Annotated in this window: 21 protein-coding genes; 8 read left to right on the forward strand and 13 right to left on the reverse strand. The window is 43.6% G+C overall.

The genetic code is table 11. The annotated features are described in order from the left end of the window. Positions 1-98: 98 nt before the first annotated feature. The gene (locus MHB41_RS17265; protein ID WP_327828279.1) at positions 99-950 is read right to left on the reverse strand and encodes a MurR/RpiR family transcriptional regulator; all 852 of its coding nucleotides are present in this window, start codon (positions 948-950) and stop codon (positions 99-101) included. Between the two features lie 132 nt (positions 951-1,082). Beyond that, entirely contained in the window at positions 1,083-2,054 is a 972-nt protein-coding gene (gene pta, locus MHB41_RS17270; protein ID WP_024423792.1) for a phosphate acetyltransferase, read from the reverse strand. A gap of 240 nt (positions 2,055-2,294) precedes the next feature. Between pta and hemQ the strand changes: the two genes are divergently transcribed. Both hemQ and MHB41_RS17280 read left to right on the forward strand, forming a co-directional pair. Further along, the gene (gene hemQ, locus MHB41_RS17275) at positions 2,295-3,065 is read left to right on the forward strand and encodes a hydrogen peroxide-dependent heme synthase (protein ID WP_034281267.1); all 771 of its coding nucleotides are present in this window, start codon (positions 2,295-2,297) and stop codon (positions 3,063-3,065) included. A gap of 67 nt (positions 3,066-3,132) precedes the next feature. After that, positions 3,133-4,293, forward strand: a complete 1,161-nt coding sequence (locus MHB41_RS17280; protein ID WP_061110213.1) for an MFS transporter — start codon at positions 3,133-3,135, stop codon at positions 4,291-4,293. A 14-nt stretch (positions 4,294-4,307) separates the two neighbouring features. On the opposite strand, the gene MHB41_RS17285 is transcribed toward MHB41_RS17280, so the two are convergent. Then, positions 4,308-4,787, reverse strand: a complete 480-nt coding sequence (locus MHB41_RS17285; protein ID WP_034281269.1) for an Lrp/AsnC family transcriptional regulator — start codon at positions 4,785-4,787, stop codon at positions 4,308-4,310. Between the two features lie 145 nt (positions 4,788-4,932). Between MHB41_RS17285 and MHB41_RS17290 the strand changes: the two genes are divergently transcribed. From MHB41_RS17290 to MHB41_RS17315, 6 genes are all read left to right on the forward strand, one after another. Next, positions 4,933-6,165 (forward strand): MFS transporter, encoded by a 1,233-nt coding sequence (locus MHB41_RS17290; protein ID WP_340899767.1) that lies wholly within the window; start codon positions 4,933-4,935, stop codon positions 6,163-6,165. 154 nt (positions 6,166-6,319) lie between these two features. Continuing rightward, positions 6,320-6,922 (forward strand): bacilysin biosynthesis protein BacA, encoded by a 603-nt coding sequence (locus MHB41_RS17295; protein ID WP_024423797.1) that lies wholly within the window; start codon positions 6,320-6,322, stop codon positions 6,920-6,922. A 1-nt stretch (position 6,923) separates the two neighbouring features. Further along, the gene (locus MHB41_RS17300; RefSeq protein ID WP_101676572.1) at positions 6,924-7,631 is read left to right on the forward strand and encodes a cupin domain-containing protein; all 708 of its coding nucleotides are present in this window, start codon (positions 6,924-6,926) and stop codon (positions 7,629-7,631) included. Continuing rightward, positions 7,628-8,389, forward strand: coding sequence for a glucose 1-dehydrogenase (locus tag MHB41_RS17305; protein ID WP_340899764.1), 762 nt, complete (start codon positions 7,628-7,630; stop codon positions 8,387-8,389). Before MHB41_RS17300 ends, MHB41_RS17305 begins: the two co-directional genes overlap by 4 nt. 15 nt (positions 8,390-8,404) lie before the next feature. After that, positions 8,405-9,826, forward strand: coding sequence for an ATP-grasp domain-containing protein (locus tag MHB41_RS17310; protein WP_335350989.1), 1,422 nt, complete (start codon positions 8,405-8,407; stop codon positions 9,824-9,826). Positions 9,827-9,843: 17 nt separating this feature from the next. Continuing rightward, a complete protein-coding gene (locus MHB41_RS17315) occupies positions 9,844-11,037 on the forward strand; it encodes a pyridoxal phosphate-dependent aminotransferase (protein ID WP_217008676.1) in 1,194 nt (397 codons plus the stop codon). A 14-nt stretch (positions 11,038-11,051) separates the two neighbouring features. Here MHB41_RS17315 and MHB41_RS17320 read toward each other — a convergent pair whose 3' ends face one another. The 10 genes from MHB41_RS17320 to MHB41_RS17365 form a co-directional block, all read right to left on the reverse strand. Next, positions 11,052-11,843, reverse strand: a complete 792-nt coding sequence (locus MHB41_RS17320; protein WP_269199619.1) for an SDR family oxidoreductase — start codon at positions 11,841-11,843, stop codon at positions 11,052-11,054. A gap of 104 nt (positions 11,844-11,947) precedes the next feature. After that, on the reverse strand, positions 11,948-12,403 hold the full coding sequence (locus tag MHB41_RS17325; RefSeq protein ID WP_098677130.1) for a dTDP-4-dehydrorhamnose 3,5-epimerase family protein: 456 nt from the start codon (positions 12,401-12,403) through the stop codon (positions 11,948-11,950). Beyond that, complete coding sequence (gene rfbD, locus MHB41_RS17330; protein WP_034281275.1) at positions 12,396-13,250, reverse strand: dTDP-4-dehydrorhamnose reductase; 855 nt, start codon at positions 13,248-13,250, stop codon at positions 12,396-12,398. Before rfbD ends, MHB41_RS17325 begins: the two co-directional genes overlap by 8 nt. 3 nt (positions 13,251-13,253) lie before the next feature. Continuing rightward, positions 13,254-14,219 carry a dTDP-glucose 4,6-dehydratase gene (rfbB, locus tag MHB41_RS17335; RefSeq protein ID WP_061110218.1) on the reverse strand — a complete coding sequence of 322 codons (966 nt, stop codon included), beginning with the start codon at positions 14,217-14,219 and terminating at the stop codon, positions 13,254-13,256. Further along, positions 14,216-14,956, reverse strand: coding sequence for a sugar phosphate nucleotidyltransferase (locus MHB41_RS17340; RefSeq protein WP_041115453.1), 741 nt, complete (start codon positions 14,954-14,956; stop codon positions 14,216-14,218). Before MHB41_RS17340 ends, rfbB begins: the two co-directional genes overlap by 4 nt. Before the next feature lie 2 nt (positions 14,957-14,958). After that, the gene (locus MHB41_RS17345) at positions 14,959-15,987 is read right to left on the reverse strand and encodes a glycosyltransferase (protein ID WP_061110220.1); all 1,029 of its coding nucleotides are present in this window, start codon (positions 15,985-15,987) and stop codon (positions 14,959-14,961) included. Beyond that, positions 15,984-16,724, reverse strand: a complete 741-nt coding sequence (locus MHB41_RS17350) for a glycosyltransferase family protein (RefSeq protein ID WP_061110221.1) — start codon at positions 16,722-16,724, stop codon at positions 15,984-15,986. Before MHB41_RS17350 ends, MHB41_RS17345 begins: the two co-directional genes overlap by 4 nt. Further along, positions 16,714-17,838 carry an N-acetylneuraminate synthase family protein gene (locus MHB41_RS17355; protein ID WP_098677129.1) on the reverse strand — a complete coding sequence of 375 codons (1,125 nt, stop codon included), beginning with the start codon at positions 17,836-17,838 and terminating at the stop codon, positions 16,714-16,716. The genes MHB41_RS17350 and MHB41_RS17355 overlap by 11 nt, the downstream gene beginning before the upstream one ends. Before the next feature lies 1 nt (position 17,839). Continuing rightward, on the reverse strand, positions 17,840-18,715 hold the full coding sequence (locus MHB41_RS17360) for a GNAT family N-acetyltransferase (RefSeq protein WP_098677128.1): 876 nt from the start codon (positions 18,713-18,715) through the stop codon (positions 17,840-17,842). Next, positions 18,712-19,890 carry a DegT/DnrJ/EryC1/StrS family aminotransferase gene (locus tag MHB41_RS17365; protein WP_098677127.1) on the reverse strand — a complete coding sequence of 393 codons (1,179 nt, stop codon included), beginning with the start codon at positions 19,888-19,890 and terminating at the stop codon, positions 18,712-18,714. Before MHB41_RS17365 ends, MHB41_RS17360 begins: the two co-directional genes overlap by 4 nt. Between the last annotated feature and the right edge of the window lie 10 nt (positions 19,891-19,900).

Genomic DNA, 19,900 nt, shown 5'->3' on the forward strand with positions numbered 1-19,900 from the left:
TAATATTTATTACTTTTGTGATACGATCATACCATCTCGATTTTATTTAGTAAAGCGCTTTCAAAAAAATCAAATTAAAAAAATGAGTCACCACACGACTAATGTGTTGTGTGATAACTCATTTTCGTTAACATATGATTGATTTGATCTAAACGTGGTTTTGTTCTTTCAGGATCATTAATGGCTAAGGCACTTAAAATATAATCTACGATAAAGATAGCAGATACGACAGAGTTATGAGAGCTCACACTTGCTGAGGAACATGGCAATACATATTGTGCATACTTTGTTAGTGGAGAGCTGTAGCTGTCTGTAATTAAAAGCACTTCCACCTCATATGACTTCGCTGCCTCCAGCAAATCCTTCATACGCTTTGCATAGCGGGGATAGCTGACCGCTATAATGAAATCATCAGATTGAAAATGAACGAGATCATCCACCCAGTCACTTTTGTCTGCATCAATATATTGACAATTCCCCAACAGCCGATTGATTCCGAGTGACAGATACTCGCCGACAGGTCTTCCACTTCGGACACTTGTACACAGAACCTGGCGAGAGCTGGCTATTTTTTCAACAATATGCTGAAAGGTTTCTTCTGTGATATTGTCTAAAGCGTACTGGATATTTTGAAATTGCAGCTCGACATGATTATGCAAAAGCCTACTTTTATTTGAATGCTTGAGGTTCGCTTCAAGTCTCGTTTGAGGGGCAGCTTTATGCTTCATATTTGATTGAAGCTCTTTTTGAAGCTCGGAGAAACCGGAATACCCTACAGCAGCAGAGAATCTCATGATGGTCGCTGTACTCGTCCCTACTTTTGACGCCAATTTATCTACAGTTAAAAACGCAACCTCCATTGGATTTTGCACGATATAATCTGCAATTCTCCTTTGTGCCTCGGTTAATCCTGCGACCTTATGCTGAAGCTTATGTATTAAATCGTCCATTATAGCACCTGCCCATTCTATCGGCTTTATCTACGATCAAAATTTTTTCTTTTCCCCCCTATATTGTACACATTTGTCATCAAAAAAACAGCCAGCACGAATCTATCGTACTGGCTGCCTTTGTCGAGATCATTATAGTGCTTGAGCTGCTGTGATAAGCGCAAGGTTGTAAACGTCTTCGGCATTACAGCCTCTTGATAGATCGTTTACTGGCTGGTTTAAACCTTGAAGGATAGGACCTACAGCTTCAAAGTTACCTAAGCGCTGTGCAATTTTGTAGCCAATGTTTCCAGCTTCGAGGCTAGGGAAAACAAATACGCTGGCGTCGCCTTTGATGACGGAATCTGGCGCTTTTTTCGCTGCTACTGAAGGAACGAAAGCTGCATCGAATTGGAATTCTCCATCAAGTACAAGCTCAGGTGCCTTTTCTTTTGCAATGCGAACTGCTTCAGATACTTTTTCTGTTTCGTCTGATTTTGCTGAGCCTTTTGTAGAGAAGCTAAGCATTGCCACACGTGGCTCGATATCAAACATTTTTGCTGTGTTTGCACTTTCGATCGCAATTTCAGCTAGATCTTGGCTGTCTGGTGCAATGTTGATTGCGCAATCAGCAAACACATATTGCTCTTCGCCGCGAGCCATGATGAAGACGCCAGATGTTTTCTTTACGCCTTCTTTTGTTTTAATGATTTGAAGTGCTGGACGCACTGTGTCAGCAGTTGAGTGTGCCGCACCGCTCACAAGTCCGTCTGCAAGACCTTTATACACAAGCATTGTACCGAAGTAGTTTTCATCTAGTAATGCTTTTCTGGCTTGCTCTTCTGTTGCTTTGCCTTTACGTCTTTCTACGAAAGCTTGTACAAGCTCTTCAAAACCTTCATATGTATGAGGATCATACACGTCAACACCATCAAGTGTAAGACCTAATTCTTTTGCTTTAGCTTCAACTTCTTGTTTTTTTCCTACCACAATTGGCTGCAATACTTTGCCATCTGCTAATTTTTGAACGGCTGTTAGAATGCGTTCGTCCATTCCCTCAGGAAAAACGATCTTTACTCCTTTACCTGCAACCTTTTCCTGAACTGTTGAAAAAATATCTGCCACTTCAATACCCTCCTTGATTTTACAAAAAAAGCGTTCTCTTTTAAGCATACTCTTCTTCTACCTAAATTCAAACTACCAACTTATATTATAGCGCTTACAAATTAAATTCTTATTTTTCAAACTAATTTAATCAATTTTGATAAAAGCTGTTTTCCTCGTTCAAGTTTTGATCACATCTCCATTTGGACAAACTATGTTATAGTTGGAACAGATGGAAAACTGTTAATAGGAGTGAAAGAAATGAGCGAACAACATACAACAAATGAAGCAGCTCAAACACTAGATGGCTGGTATGCACTGCATGATTTTAGAACAATTGACTGGACAGCTTGGAAGCTGCTGACAAGTGATGAGCGCCAAGCCATCATTCATGAATTCACAGGTCTATTGGAAAAATGGAAAACAGCTGAGCATGATAAGGCTGGGAGCCAAACAATCTATAGTATTGTCGGCCAAAAAGCAGATATTATGCTCATGATTTTACGTCCGACAATGGAAGAACTAGGTGAAATTGAACTCGAATTCAACAAGACACGGCTAGCAGAGTTTACGATTCCAGCTTATTCTTATGTTTCAGTTGTTGAGCTCAGCAACTACTTAGCAGGAGGCGGCGATGGCGGAGATCCTTATGAGAACCCGCATGTACGTGCTCGCTTATATCCAGAGCTTCCTTCTTCTCAATACGTGTGCTTCTATCCAATGGATAAAAGACGTTCTGGCAATGACAACTGGTACATGCTTTCCATGGATGAGCGTAAATCTCTTATGAGAAGCCACGGCTTAATTGGCCGAAGCTATGCTGGGAAAGTAAAACAGATCATTACAGGTTCTGTTGGTTTTGATGATTATGAGTGGGGCGTTACCCTTTTCTCTGATGATGTGCTTCAATTTAAAAAATTGGTTTATGAAATGCGCTTTGATGAAGTCAGTGCACGCTACGGCGAATTTGGTTCCTTCTTTGTTGGAAACCGATTAGCAAACGAGCAGCTGGCGTCTTATTTCCATGTATGATAAACTCTTAAGGCTTCGGATCTCTCCGAAGCTTTTTTATGTATTTGTTTAGAAAGGTGATCACATCATGAAAAACTTCCCCATCGCTATTTTTGCGTTAACGCTCGGTGCGTTTTCGATTGGCATGACTGAATTTGTCATCATGGGACTTTTACCAAATGTCGCAAACGACCTTCATGTATCAATTTCTGCTTCAGGACAGCTGATTACTGGATATGCACTTGGTGTCGCAGTTGGCGGACCTATTTTAACGTTATCGACTGGAAAAATGTCGAGGAAACGTCTCCTCATTCTGTTAATGATTCTTTTCGTTGCAGGAAATGCTGCTGCCGCTGTCTCGACCTCTTATGGTCTATTAATGGCCGCCCGTATTTTAACGTCATTTGCTCATGGAACCTTCTTTGGCGTCGGAGCCATTATGGCTGCACGGCTTGTGCCTAAAGAGAAAAGCGCAAGCGCGATCAGCTTCATGTTTACAGGACTGACAGTTGCCAATGTACTCGGTGTGCCGTTCGGTACCTTTATCGGAAATCAATTCGGCTGGCGTATGTCTTTTCTAGTCATTGCCGTCATTGGTCTCATTTCCTTAATTGGTATCATCAGCTTAGTCCCAAATCAGTCGAAAGAAGAAGTACTCGATATTCGAAATGAAGTATCCGTTTTGAAAAAACCACAAGTACTCGTTTCCTTTGCAATGACCATCTTTGGTTTTGCTGGTGTATTTACAGCCTTTACGTATATCAGCCCAATCTTGCTGCAAGTCACTGGATTTCAGGAAAATGGGGTGACGCTCATCCTTGTCCTATTTGGACTTGGGGTCACTATCGGAAATTTAGTTGGCGGAAAGCTTGCTGACTGGAAGCTGATGCCAAGTATTATGGTGACACTGATCCTGCTCATTGCTGTCCTGTTATTGTTTACAGTCACTTCCGAATTCAAAGTGCCTGCCGTGCTGACCATTTTTGTTTGGGGAATCATTTCATTTATTCTTGTTCCTACCTTGCAATACCGCACGATGAACATGGCACATGAAGCACCGACACTCGCATCGACGCTCAGCCATTCTGCATTTAATATTGGGAATGCCGGCGGTGCAGCGCTTGGCGGTCTTGCTATCGAAATCACACATTTACAGCTTGTTCCGTTATTTGCTGCAGCTGTGACATTTATTGGTCTTATCATTACAATTATGAGCTATCAGTCAGATAGACGAACAAAAAGGACCTGAGTCAGGTCCTTTTTTTATTTCACCACGGTCATTTCTGGCTCTTCTATTGGTTTCACACGTTCCTGAATTGGATGGGAAAAAGAGTGCTCTGACAAGACAATATGGGAGACGGTTTTTGTAAATCCAGATACTTCTTGAATAAAGGCTTCAATTTCTTCAAGAGAAGAAACTGACAGCTTAATGAAAAAGCAAGACTGACCTGCCACTCGATAAGCAAAAAAGGCGCGTGGATGCTCATTCATAAAAGCCACAAAACGCTGATACTCCCCATTTAACACCGTAACTTCCAGCAGGCAGTCAATCAGAAGCCCTAATTTTTTATAATTGACCTGAACAGAATATCCTTCGATAATCCCTGCATCCTCTAATTTACGCACTCTTTCTGCTACCGCAGGTGCTGATAAATTCACTCGTTTGGACAATTCCCTCATGGATAAGCGGGCATCTTCTCTCAATTCATTTAAAATATGCACATCTACATCGGTGATTTTCATTCGTACCTCTCCTATCCAAAAATCGTTCCATTTGAAAAGTATTTGATGATAATACTTATGATATGAAATGTAAAATAAAACTAAATAATGGTAGAATTTATTTTAACGGAATTGAATGAAAAAGCAAGTATGGAGGGATCACTTGATGAAAGAATCTTTAGACAGCCAGGCTTCTAAAACATTTCCCATCACACTTGCCATCGCACTCACACTTGGCGTTTTTGCTGCGGGATCGGAAGAGCTGGTGATTTCACCACTGCTGCCTGATTTATCAAACTCCTTTCAGCACTCTCTTGATATTCTCGCTCTTTCCATCAGCATTTATGGGTTAGCTGTGCTGGTTGGAGCTCCGCTGCTCGTTCCTTTAGGGGACCGGTATTCAAGAGAGCTGTGTTTGATTATTGGGCTGTCTTTCTTTTTGATTGGAACAGTGATGTGTGCTGCTGCCCCAAATTTGGCCGTGTTTTTTGCAGGCCGTGCTATTTCTGGGCTGGCGACTGGTGTATTTGTGCCAACAGCCTATGCTCTTGTGGGCGACCGGGTTCCATACGAGTATCGCGGCAAAGTGATGGGACTCATTGTATCGAGCTGGTCTCTTTCTCTTGTCCTTGGTGTGCCCATTGGCGCCTTTATCGGTCAAAGTTTGAACTGGCGCTGGACATTTTGGATTTTCGCCATGATGAGTCTCGTTGTTCTGCTGCTCGTCATCCTTGAATCTCGAAAACGAGTCACAACAGCTGCTTCAAAGGCACCTCAAACTAGGGAGAAATCAGGCTCTTTATGGGGGGCTTTAAAAATCGACCGAGTCCCTGCCTATTTGACCGTGACATTTTGTAACATGCTTGGATTTTATGGCATGTACTCATTTTTAGGAGCATACTTGCAAAGTCTGTTTTCCGGAGGGCAATCAACAGCTGGACTTCTGATCATGGCTTATGGTGTTGGCTTTTCCATGAGTATGTTTACCGGGAAATTAGCAGATTGGTTTGGCAAAACACGTTCACTTTACTTTGTGCTGGGCGGCATTACGCTAGTTCTTGCCTTACTTCCTTATGCACCGTTCTCATGGACATTGCTCATTTTTGCTTTATTTATTTGGGGTGCCATGCAAAGTTTATCTGTCACGCTTTTGAGCACCGTCCTGAGCGACTGCTCCCAAACCCACCGAGGCAAAGTGATGGCTTTTTACAGCCTTGCTTCTAATCTTGCCGTAATGCTTGGATCAGCTCTGATGGGACCTGTTTATGTCCATTTCGGCTATCATACAGTAGGGCTTGTATGTGCACTCATTACGCTTGTTGGTTTTCTCATCAGCTTCGTCAGCTATAAACGTGAAAAAACCTTACAGCAGAAACATAAAAACACATTTGAAACGTGAGCTCATTTCACTGCACATCTCGATATGTGCAGTTTTTTAGATCAATTTTTAATATCATCATAAAATACATTTTTTATAAATTTTGTTGACAATTACCAATTTTATTTTTTATAATCTAGTAAAAATTTGAAAAAGATTGGATGGTAAGGTAAACATGATCTTAAAGAATGATGTTTTTCATTTCAAAGAAGAGCCCATCGTTTCACCTAAGATGTTTACAGTCAATACATTAGGCCCTAAGGGGACAAGCAGTGAATATGCAGCAAAACATTTCATCTCTCATTCCACCACTACACTCGGCACTCATACGAAACTATCCCTTTACGACACATTCGAAACTTGCATTGAACATACTCTCTCTAACGCACTCCAATACACTCTCGTTCCACACGCATACGAAGGAATCAAACACTTCTACATGAGACCTGACCTGCAGCTTTTACAAATATTCAGATGTGACACGCCCATGTATGGTTTGGCTGTCAGACCAGATTTCCCCTTTCAAGAACAAATGCTTCACCATTTAAAAATTGTTTCTCATCCTGCACCTGTGAATTTGATTCAATATTTTATTCATCAAAATGCTGAATTTGAGCTTGTTAATTCTACAAGTACAGCCGCACAAAAAGTCAGAGACGGCGAATTTGATTTCGCTTTAACCAATGAGGTGGCTAGAGCTACATACGGCCTCACCTTCATTCGAACATTTAAAAGCATTCCTATGAGCTGGTCTATATTCGGAAAAGGAGAGATGTAACATGACAACTGAACAAAAGGTGCAAGAATTATATTTTCCTCAAGCGAAAAAACGAGAATGGGATAATGGTGTCATCCAATATTCTACTGCCAGAGGCGATACGGAAGTGTTAATTTCATACGTCCCTCCTCACACAATCATCGAACCTCACGAGCATCCAGAAGCACAAATCGGCATCGTATTAAAAGGTGAGCTTCAAATGACGGTCGGCCAATCGACCCAATTGCTCACCCCATTAGAATCAGCCTATATTGCACCACCATTCGTTCCTCACGGCGCATCGAATCTGACAGATGAAGAAGTGATCGCCATTGATATTAAGAGATTGAAAGATGGCGAGGAATATACGGCTCCTCCTACTTATTTCTTAGACATTTTCAAAACGCGTGATTTACTTCCTGGCATGGAAGTGACTTTTTTTGTGGAAGACTGGATGGAGCTTATGATTGCCAACATTCCGGGAAATGGCGGGGAAATGCCTTTTCATAAGCACCGTAATGAACAAATCGGGATTTGCATTAGCGGTGGGTACGATATGACGATTGAAGGCTTTACAGAAAAGATGGAATTTGGCACGACCTACTTCTGTGATCCAAAAGAAGATCACGGCGCCATTAATCCAAAGCCAGAAGCATCAAAGTCTATTAATCTCTTCTTCCCTCCACGCTATAACCGCTTAAAGCCAAAAGCGTCTAAGGTGAAGAAATGAACATTGCCGGAAAAGTCGTCCTGATTACAGGAGGTGCGTCTGGGATTGGGCTTGCCGCCGTCAAGCTTTTCCTTGAGCACGGAGCAAAAGTAGCAGTGGCTGATATCAATGAAGATAGCGGTAAACAACTCATTGAATCATTGCCTCATGAACATGCTGCGTTTTTCAAAACAGATATTAAGAATGAGTCTGACTGTCAAAAAACCGTTCAATCCGTGCTGAGCCAATTTGGGACAATTGATGTTTTGATTAACAATGCAGGCATCGAAATTGTCTCACCTATTCACGAGATGACACTGGAGGATTGGAACCACATTCTACAGGTCAACCTGACTGGTGTATTTCTTATGAGTAAGCATACATTGCCGCATATGCTTGAAAAGAAAAGCGGAAGTATTATTAATACTGGATCTGTCGGAGGTCTCGTTGGCTGGCCTGACATTCCTGCATACAACGCAACAAAGGGCGGTGTCATCCAGCTCACCAAATCGATGGCGATCGACTATGCCGCTCATCAAATCAGGGTGAATTGTATCGCCCCAGGGATCATTGATACGCCATTAAATGAAAAATCCTTTTTAGACAATCATTCAGAAAGTCTTGAGGTTGTTAAAAAGGAAAAAGCAAAGGTGAATCCCTTGCTTCGTCTCGGAAAACCCGAAGAAATTGCGGGCGTGATGCTGTTTCTCGCCTCTGATCTATCCAGCTATATGACTGGAAGTGTTGTCACAGCAGATGGCGGATACACCGCTAGATAAAAAGGAGTGCTTTCATTGAGTAAAAAAACCGTACTTGTCATTGCTGACTTAGGAGGATGCCCGCCCCATATGTTTTATGAAAGCGTGGCGGCATCTTATCATATCGTTTCTTATATCCCTAGACCCTTTGCCATTACAAAGGGTCACGCTGAACTAATCGAAAAATACTCCATTGCCGTCATCAAAGATCGTGATTATTTTGAGACACACCCTTCTTTTGAACACCCTGATTCTATTTACTGGGCACATGATGATTATCTGAAATCAGAGGAAGAGGTGGTGGATGACCTAGTCCGTGTGGCTTCCTTTTTCAAAGCTGATGCCATCACCACCAATAATGAATTATTCATTGCACCAATGGCAAAAGCCGCTGAACGGCTGGGGCTGCGCGGCGCTGGGGTAAAAGCAGCTGAAATGGCACGTGATAAAAGCCAAATGAGAGCTGCATTCAACGCTGCTGGTGTCAAAGCGGTGAAAACTCAGCCTGTCACGACTTTAGCTGATTTCCAGCAAGCTATTGAACATATCGGGACACCGCTTATTTTAAAGCCTACATATTTAGCAAGCTCCATTGGCGTGACCCTTTTTCATGACAGAGCCGGCAGTGATGATCTCTTTTTAAACGTACAATCCTACTTGCAAACGATCCCCGTCCCAAACGCTGTGACATATGAAGCACCATTTGTCGCTGAAACGTATTTAGAGGGTGCTTACGAGGATTGGTATCAGGAGGGTGGCTATTCTGATTATGTCAGTGTAGAAGGGTTAGTCGTGGAGGGAGAATATATCCCTTTTGTCATACATGACAAGACCCCTCAAATCGGTTTTACAGAAACGGCTCATATTACTCCCTCGATCCTAGACAATGAAGCCCAGCAAATCATTATTGAGGCAGCTAAGAAGGCAAATGAAGGGCTAGGCCTTGAAAACTGTGCGACCCATACAGAGATCAAGCTCATGAAAAATCGAGAAGCAGGACTGATCGAATCCGCAGCTAGATTTGCTGGCTGGAATATGATTCCGAATATCAAAAAAGTGTTTGGGGTGGATATGGCCAAGCTGCTGATCGATGTATTAGTCGATGGAAAAAAAGCGGAGCTGCCAAAAGAGCTGCTTTCTGGACATACGCATTATATAGCAGACTGCCATTTATACCCTCAGCATTTCAAAGAAAGCGGACACATACCGGCAGAGGCCACACACATCACCATTGATCATATCCATATTCCGCAGGATGCTTTAGTTGGAGATACTGTGATCGTCAGTGAATCTGGCCCGTCCAAAGGCACCTTTGTCGATCTATCTTTATTTGAAGCCTTTAATGGCATCGTGTCGCTTGAGTTAAAAGGGTCATCCTCACAGGATGTTGCAGCATCCATCCGCAACTTACAGAAACAAGCTGCCCTTCATTTAATGGATGAATTAGTCAAGGGATAGAAAGAGAGGGTAACGTGGTGGAGATCTTACCATCTAACATGATTAAACGGCTGCCAGAACAGAAATTTGGAACCGTATTTGAGAAAATTGCGCAAAAAGCACAAAACGGAGCGAACATCATAAACCTTGGTCAGGGAAATCCCGATCTTCCTACTCCTGCACATATCGTAAGCGCCCTTCAAGAGGCAGCAGGCACTTTGCAATTTCAGCAATATGCACCTTTTAGAGGCTTCGACTTTTTCAAGCAAGCCATTGCAGATTTCTACAAAAAGGAGTTCGGCCCTGAGATAGACCCACAGAAAGAGGTTGCTCTTTTCAATGGAGGGAAAACAGGCCTTTATGTCATGAGTCAGTGTCTGCTTGACCCTGGGGACGTTGCCCTCGTCCCCGATCCAGGCTACCCAGAATATCATTCTGGGATCTTGATGGCAGACGCAAAGCCCTACTGCATCAAACTTGAATCGAAAAATGGCTATTTGCCGAATCTCTCTTCAATTGATCCGGAGGTACTCAAAAAGGCAAAGGTTCTTTTCTTAAATTATCCGAATAACCCAACAGGTGCTGTGGCAAATGATGCATTTTTTGAAGAGGCTGCTGATTTTGCATCAGCTCACGGACTGCATGTCATTCATGATTTTGCCTATGGTTCATTTCATTATGAAGAAAAACCCGTAAGCTTTCTGAACGCTCCTCTTGGGAAAAGCGTAGGAGTGGAATTATATTCTCTATCCAAAACATTTAATATGGCAGGATGGAGAGTCGCTTTTGCTGTAGGTAATGAGGACATCATCCAAGCCATTAACGCCTTCCAAGATCATGTGTTTGTCAGTATGTATGGAGGATTTCAACAAGCTGCAACCGTCGCCTTGCAAAGTGATGACCGTCACATACAATCATTAAAAGAGGTCTACCTTGAACGAATTCACTTTTTCATCAGTCAGGCAGAAAAGCAGCTAGGATGGTCCATCGAACGTCCAGCTGGCGCCTTTTATTTATGGGCTCCAATCCCTGATGATTTTGACCATTCTCATGCTTTTGCTGACTATTTACTCGAACATACTGATGTCGTTGTCACGCCGGGGGGTGTGTTTGGAGCACATGGAAGCCGTCATGTCCGCATCTCAATGGTTGCTCCAATTGAACAGCTTGCCCTGTTTATCGACCGGCTTCGCATCCTTCCAATTCGCTTTAATCAAAAAACCCGCATATAGCGGGTTTTTTAATGTTATATACTTTTCATCGAACCACCATCGACGGATATTTGTTGGCCTGTAAGATAGGAGGCTTCCTCTGATGCGATAAAAGCGGCCAATGAAGCCATTTCACTCGCTGACCCCACTCTTTTCATTGGAATTCCTGACGCTACAGCCTGTACAGCTTCTTCCCGCGATAATGCCTGTTTACGCATCATGTTTCCGATAAATTGTTCATACCGATCTGTAGCAATAAATCCCGGGTTTAAACAATTCACTGTGATCCCTGAAGGTGCAAGCTGTGTGGCAGCATTTTTACTAGCATTGATAATCGCTGCATTCATCATACTGTTCGTAAACATTTGGTCGCCAGGTTCCTTCCATAGGTTCCCGACAATTTGAATGATCCGGCCATACTCATGTCGTTTCATCATCGCTGCCGCACGCTTCATCGTATCAATGTACGCAAGGGCTTTTTGAGAAAATACTGCCATCATCTGCTCGCTGTCACACGAATCAAAGGTATCCGGCTTCCCCCCTGGAATGTTATTAATCAACACATCCAGTCTGCCAAACTCTTTTTCTATTTTCGTAAAAGCCTCAGCCCTCACTCCTTCATCTGACATGTCCCCACAGAAAAGAGCCACCGGCTCCTTTGTTTCTGCCATACGCCCAATGTGCTGCTGCGCTTCTTCTAGTGAGGATTGATTTCTAGAATTGATGATGATCTTTACATTGTCTTGAGCGGCAAGCTTTACGGCGATGGCCTTTCCAATCCCTGTACTTGCTCCTGTTACAAACGCAATTCTTTTAGACAAACTCATCCACATCCCTTTTCTTATCAGCTTAGTACATATACATAAAATGACACATATAGAATGTATTTCAACAAAAAAAGACCTTTCTCCTGCGAAAGGCCCCCCGTTCTCTATTTAAATGTCGTTTCCCAATTAAACCCGATCGTTTCGTCATTCCAGTCGATTCGCTTTTCATCTGGGTTATTCGGGTCATACGATTCTGTTGTGAAATACACAATTTGCAGCGGCGTCTCACCTAGTACACGATAGCCATGCGCGACACCCTTTGGGATAAGAAGCAGCATCGGATTGTCTTCCCCCATATAATACACATCGGTTTGCCCCTTTGTGGGAGAGTCGTCACGCAAATCATATAACACGACCTGCGCATGACCTGCGGGGAAGAACCAAACGTCGTCTTGTTTTTCATGATAATGAAAGGCTTTGATCACGCCTGGAAAGCTTTTCGACCATGACGCCTGCCCAAAGCGTTTCAGCATCGGTTCATCATCTCGAATGAGCTCTGCAAAAAAGCCGCGGTCATCACAATGTTTCATAAGTTTTTTCGTTTGAACACCATCAATCATGCTGTTGCCATCTCCCTTCTTTCTGCAAATATTCGTAAAGTGCATCCTTCCAATGCCTCGGCTGCCAGCCTGTGGCTTCAATCGCTTGAAGATCTAAGACAGAATAGGCTGGGCGAGGCGTTTGGAAGCCGTACTCTTCCGTGGAAATCGGCTCAATTGTGGCGGACAGGCCGCTTTTCATCACAATTTCTGACGCAAAATCAAACCAGGAACAGCTTTCTCGATTACTGACATGATACACGCCTGCCTTCTGATCAAACAAATGAATCAAGGCCTCAGCTGCATCCTTTGTATAAGTAGGAGACCCTATTTGATCGTTCACAATGCGCAAATGATCCTTCGTTTCAGCGAGCCGAAGAATGGTATTCACAAAGTTATGCCCCTCATGTCCATAAAGCCACGAGGTACGAATGATTTTCACTTCATCTGACACAAGCTGAATCAATTCCTCACCAAGCTTTTTACTCTTTCCATAAATGGTTTGAGGATCTGCCTGTGCATCGATTTGGTAAGGGGTGTCCGCCTGCCCGTCAAACACATAATCTGTACTGACATGTAACACATCAGCGCCTGCGCGCTTTGCTTCCAGGGCTGTATAGTAGGCGCCAATGCCATTCACAAGATACGCCTTTTCGGTTTCTGTTTCACATTGATCAACAGATGTATAGGCTGCTGCACTGACAACAATATCAGGCTGATAGTGTCTCATCGCATGTCTAACTGCCTGCTGGTCTGTGATATTGAGCATGTTCCTCGTTAAGGCAATGACGGTCATGTCTTTTTCTTTGAGCTGTCTGCTCAATTCTTTCCCTAATTGGCCGCCTGCACCGGTGATTAAAACTTTCATCCGTCACCCTTCTTCGCTCTGATCGTATTTGGTTCGATACCAATTGATCGTTTTTTCGATACCTTCTTCAAATGACGTCTCCTGCGTCCAGCCGAGCTCGCCTTTTAGCTTACTTGCATCAATGGCATACCGTCTGTCATGTCCTTTTCGGTCTTGAATAAACGCAATTTGATCATGACTGATTCCAAGCTGCGATAGAATCGTTTTGGTTAAATCAAGATTTGTTTTCTCATTGCCGCCGCCAATATTGTATACCTGCCCGGCTGTGCCGTTTTCGAGCACCTTCTTCACAGCTCTCGCATGGTCTTCTACATACAGCCAATCGCGAATTTGCCGGCCGTCTCCATAAATCGGGATTTTCTCTCCATTGACTGCTTTTCTAATAATGGTCGGTATTAATTTTTCCTCATGCTGATACGGTCCGTAATTGTTGCTGCATCGTGTAATCATCGCGGGTAATTGGTAAGTGTGGATAAAGGATTTTACAAGCAGGTCTGAACTCGCCTTGCTTGCTGAATAAGGATTGTTCGGTGAGAGTGGTGTTTGTTCTGTGAAAGCAGGATCATCTGGCTCCAAATCTCCATATACTTCATCTGTTGAAATATGAATGAGCTTTTTCGCCTTTCCTTTTAAAACAGCTTCAAGCATACGATACGTTCCAAGGACATTTGTTTGAATAAAAGGCTCTGCCGATTCAATGCTGCGATCAACATGCGATTCTGCCGCAAAATGAATGATCGCATCATAGACTTCGTCAAATGCTTGATCTAGCTCATGCTGAAGGGTAATATCCCCTTGAATAAACCGAAAATGAGACAACTTTAATAATTCATCCATCTCGTCTGGATGACTGGCATATGTTAATTTATCAAAAACGGTGAGCCTGACATTTGTATCCTGAAGCAGCAGCTTCACAAAATTCAGTCCGATAAAACCCGCTCCGCCTGTAATTAAATAAGACTTCGTCATTCGGATCCCTCTTTTTTCTTCATCGTTTCAAACATTTTCGCAGATGCTTCGTGGAGAGATTCATGTGTTCCTGCATCAATCCACCACCCTTTTAACATATCATAGGTCAACTGGCTATTTGAGATATAGAGATTGTTCACGTCTGTAATCTCTAATTCGCCTCGATCTGACGGCGAGATTCTCTCAATATATTGAAAGACTTCTTGATCATAAAAATAGATGCCCGTGACGCAGTAGGATGAGCGCGGATGCTCCGGCTTTTCCTCTATTGATAAAATCTGTTGACGGGCGGCATCAATTTCTGCAATGCCAAATCGCTTTGGATCTGCCACTTCTTTCAACAGAACCTTGGCTCCTCTATCTTGCTGCTGAAAAGCTTCAACAAAAGGGTTTAGCGAATCCTCAAATACATTATCACCAAGCATCAGCACAAACTTCTCCCCTTTGACAAAGGGCTTTGCATAGGATAAACCGTCTGATATCCCAGACGCTTCAGGCTGTACCTGATATACGATGTTCATCCCCAATTCCTGATCGCTTTCAAGCAGCTTTTGAAACAACGGGATTTGTTCTTCTTGTGATATGACCATCACATCTAAAATCCCTGCTTCCTTCAATTTGAACAATGACCAATAAATCATTGGATATGGACCAACCGGCAATAAATGTTTATTGAAAATCTTCGTTAAAGGCGCCAGTCGTGATCCCTTTCCTCCTGCTAAAATAACTCCCTTCACATCTACACATCCTTATAGTCTTTTTGGTGATGATTCATGAGGTGTATAAGAATGTTTTTCACTCGTTCAATTCCTTTTCCATCAATGAGTGTCCGTCCATTAAGATGGATGCTCCTGCGGAGAAAGTAGCTGCTGGACAGTCTTTCCACAGCACACCGTATATCTTTTTCATCCACAAGTTCACCTAAGCCAAGATGGTGGCACGCTCCCTTTTGTGCAAAACGAGCGGCTGTCACTGCTTGATGGTCGACTTGTGAAAGGACAATACTGGGCACTCCGATACAAACTGCCTCGTATAATGTCATCCCGCCAGCAACTATTGCCAGATCAGCTTCCGAGAGACGCGCAGGTAATTGATCTGTATGACGAATGAATTGAATATGCTCAGCCTCTATTTGTTCCTCAATGCGGGAGGCTTTTCCTGTAACCGCTAAAATGTGTAAGTGGTCCGCTTCGAGGATTGCTGATACAGCCTTTAATAACAATCCACGCGGGTCACTGCCCCCAAGGCTGATGACCACCTTTTTGCATTCTTTTCGAACCTCATATGTGTCTTTTAATCGGCTTATCTCTTGATCTAACAATAAATAAGGTGTTCCATAAAAATATTCTGTCCCATCTACTTGCATGTACTTTTCGTCCAGACCGCCATAAATGCCGTTCACGACAGCATCGGCAAGCTGACAAGCTTCTGCTCTTTTTTCTTCGAATAAGACCAGCCTGGCAGAGCTGGAGGATGCTTTGACTAATTGAAGAAATTGGAGGTCACAATCAAGTACATCAATCAGCAGAAGATCTGGATTCAGCTCTTTTATGTCCTGCTCCATCTGAAGGAATGCCTTCGACTCCTGCACCAAATGAACGTGCCAATCTGGACCTGAGAGCATTTCTACACAGATCTGTTCATTTGTATAGAAAGATATGTCGTTTCCTTCTTGAAGCAGTTGATTTGCCAGCCGTTTCATTCTGACGACATGACCCATCCCTCTTAAAAACCCACCATACACAACAATCATGATTTTCTTGTTCATTCAGCATCCTTCTGTTTCACAAATTGATTCAGCCGAACAATATCAGGGTCTTGTTCGCAAATGGTGATGAGTTCAGCCGTAGGCACAGCAATGGAGCCGCCAGCTTTCTCTAGTAAACGGGTCGCAAACACATAATCTTCTTCTGTATCAATCGTGAATCGATAAGCAGGATATGCAAGTTCTTTGGGCGGTGTGAATAATTGCAGGTGAAATTGCTCTGGATGCTTTCTGATATAGAGCGTGACATGCTCACGCTCTGGCTGCGTAAGGGGAAAATTGTCGATTTCACTTAAAATCTGTGCGTCGATCATTTCCCCGGAAATACCGAGTGGCGTTCCAGCCGTATACGTGTAATCAGCCTTCTCTTGTCTATGTTTTTCAAGCATTTTCGACAAAAGGACTGGATCTATAAATGGGTTATCTCCTGTTAAACGCACAATGGTTTGCGGTTCAAAATGACGGACAATCTGCGCAAATCGCTGCAGTACATCCGCCTCACTGCCACGAAATACTTTATAGCCCTTTGATAAACAATAATGAGCCAGCAGATCATCTTCTGCCTCAACTGTTGTGGCGATCATGAGGTTCTGCGTTTTGTGATTGTAATGATCTGATTGCTTTACTCGTTCAACAATCAGGTCGATCAGCGCCATACCGCCGATCGGTTTCATCACCTTTTTTGGCAGCCTTGTTGAGCCCATTCTCGCCTGTATGACAAAAAGGACATCATTGATCATTTGGCGTCTCCTGCATGAGTACATCTTTCCACGAAACCCCTGTATGGGCTGGGATATCTCTGACAGCCTTTGCGCCAAGTAAAATCGCCATATACCGCGGATGCAGACCTTGGCTTTTTTGTCCTGGACGTAACACGGCTAGATTTTCTGCGGTCAATGTCTCGCCTTTCGCAATGCCTTTTGTCGTAAAAATGCCTCGATACGCAAATTCACGAATCTTGCCTTCAATAGCTGTTGTCGTTTTATAAGAACTGCCAAGGAGCTCTTCTGGCACTGAAAGAGTGTCAGCTTCTGTTAGATTCCGCTGCTTTTCTGCCGCTCGAATATGCTGAACCATTTCCTTCAATTCTTCAGGATCAAGAGCAAAGGAATGATCAGCCCCAGGTAACGTTTTATCGACTGTAAAGTGCTTTTCAATGATTGCTGCCCCAAGCTTCACAGCGGCCACAGGCGCTTCAGTTGGATGCTCACTATGATCAGAAAAGCCAATGACTGCCTCGGGGAATGCAGCAGCTAAGGTTTGAAGCACGCGCAGATTCGTGTAAGCTCTAGGTGCTGGATACTTTGCTACGCAATGCATGATAGCGACCTGCTGATTGTGCTCGCTTGTAATCGCCTCATATGCTTCATGGACATCCGAAATGGTTGCCCCGGCTGTTGAGAATATGATGGGCTTTTGAAAAGATGCCGTGTGACGCATAAGAGGCAAATGATTGATTTCATAGGATGCCAGCTTGAAAGCCGGCGGATCGGTTTGATTCAATAGATCCGCAGATTCTTCGTCACACACTGTGCTTAAAAATATCAGCCCTTTTTCCGCGCAACGTGACAATAACACCGGGAGCCATTCTGGCGGCAGCTCCATTTGTTCCACTAAAGAAAAAATAGACACCTCTTCCCCTTTGGCTGTTTCGTACAAACCCGGTTCCTTTTGATACATCCGATCAGCTTGAAACATTTGAAACTTCACCGCATCGGCACCTGCTTCCTTTGCCACATCAATTAAAGCAAGCGCCTGATCCAGCTTTCCATCATGGTTAATGCCCGCCTCTGCAATGATAAAGACAGGCGCGCCATCCCCTACTTTGCGATCTCCGATATAGAAATGCGCCATCTTACCTCTCTCCTTTTTTCGGCCACACATGGTAATACAAGAAGGCATTTTTTGTTCTAAAGCCCAGCTTTTCGTACAGCTGAATCGCGGTTGTGTTATGCATCTGAGTTCCGGCAGACATAAACCGATGCCCTCTCTCATGAGAGGCGTTAATCATCGCCATCACGAGCTTTTTTCCGATCCCTTTTCCTTGTGCATCCGCTCTAATGGACAATAAATCAAGTACCAGTTCATCGCCCTTTGTCACCCCTTGAATCAAACCAATGACTTCATCGTTCAACTTTGCTGCGAGATTGATATCTGCACGTCCGAGTAAATTGTTTCTCATCCATTCCTGAAAAAAATGCTGGACGGCATTCTGATCTAAAAAAGGATCAAGTGCATACCGGCTTTTCACAAAAGCCTGATGAGCAAGTGACACCGCCTCATCGTAATCCTTTTCATCCGGCAGACTGATGACCACATCTTCACCTGTAGATGGCATCTCCATTTGAACAGGCGGCGCCTCAAGACGAGTGAGACCGCCCACATAGTACACATGTGACAGCCTTTGGACGATGCGGTTTTTTTCAAGATCAGACGCTTCAAGACGTAAAAAGAAAAAATCGCATTTTTCTGTTCTCATCCAATTGATGAAACGCTCCATCAATTCTTGAAAAGCAGACGCTGTCTCCGCTTCGACAAACTTCACATGAAAAATATGCTGATGAAAAATGCCGCTTTCCCATTTTGACCATTCATATAACAGGACTGCCTTTAGCTGTGCGCCATTAACAAGAGCAAACTGCTTGAAGCCGTTCATTTGTTCCGCTTGTTGACCGTATTTCTCCAGCCAAGCAGCCAGCACCTGATCATCTACAGCATGAACGACCTTCATGATAATGCCTTCTGTTCTTTTAAAATAGTCAACACCGCTGTGATAACATCCTGCACATCTTCATCTGTCATACTTGGATAGAGCGGCAGTGAGAGCGTCTGCTTGTAGTATGCAAGTGACTCAGGAAAATCCTCCGGTGAATAGTGATATGTTTCTTGATAGTATGGATGCAAGTGAACAGGGATAAAGTGAACACTCGTGCCGATTTTATATTCCTTTTGCAGCTGATCAATCAGTTCATCACGCGTGATAAATGCTTCTTTTGGATTCACTTGCAGTACATACAAATGCCATGCATGTCTTCCTTCTTGATGCACAGGCGGCAGGATCAGACCCGCTTCTTTTTGAAAAGCCTGATTGTATGCTTTTGCAATCTGTTCTCTCCGCGCCTGCATGTCATCTAGTCGGCTTAGTTGAACAAGCCCTAACGATGCCTGCACGTCAAACATGTTCATTTTATAGCCTGGTTCCTCGACCTCGTAATACCACGTTCCTTTTTCTCCATAACGATTCCACGCTCCCTTGCTCATCCCATGGAGCGCTAGTCTTCTAATCCGAGCCGCAAGCGCATCATCATTTGTTGTCAGCATGCCGCCTTCACCAGTCGCTAGGTTTTTCGTTGCATAAAAGCTAAAAGCGGTCGCATCACCAATGGATCCAACGGGCTGACCGTGATACGTTGTGTAAAGAGCGTGGGCAGCATCTTCAAGTACAAATAGATCATACTTTTTGGCAATGGCTAAAATCCGGTCCATATCGCACGATTGACCGGCAAAGTGAACAGGAACAATCGCTTTTGTATGTGGTGTAATGGCCGCTTCTATTTTCTCTGCATCCAGGTTGAGTGTCGCTGGATCAATATCGACAAATACAGGCGCTGCCCCCGTATGGATAATCGTATTGGCTGTTGCGCAGAATGTCAGAGGGGTTGTAATCACTTCATCCCCAGCCCTAATCCCTCTTGCCTTTAACGCTAAAAATAAAGCAGCCGTACATGAATTGACAGCGATCGCATGTTTTGCACCTGTCAGCTGCTGAAATTCTTCTTCAAACTGTCTTACTTTTGGTCCAGTTGACAGCCAGCCGGACTTTAATGTTCCAATGACTTCATCAATTTCTTCCTGCTGAATGAAAGGCAGAGCATAAGGAAGAAATTGTGCTCTCTTTTTTCCCATATCGCTTGCA

The sequence above is a fragment of the Bacillus sp. FSL H7-0578 genome, from assembly GCF_038630855.1.
Classification (GTDB): domain Bacteria; phylum Bacillota; class Bacilli; order Bacillales; family Bacillaceae; genus Bacillus; species Bacillus safensis.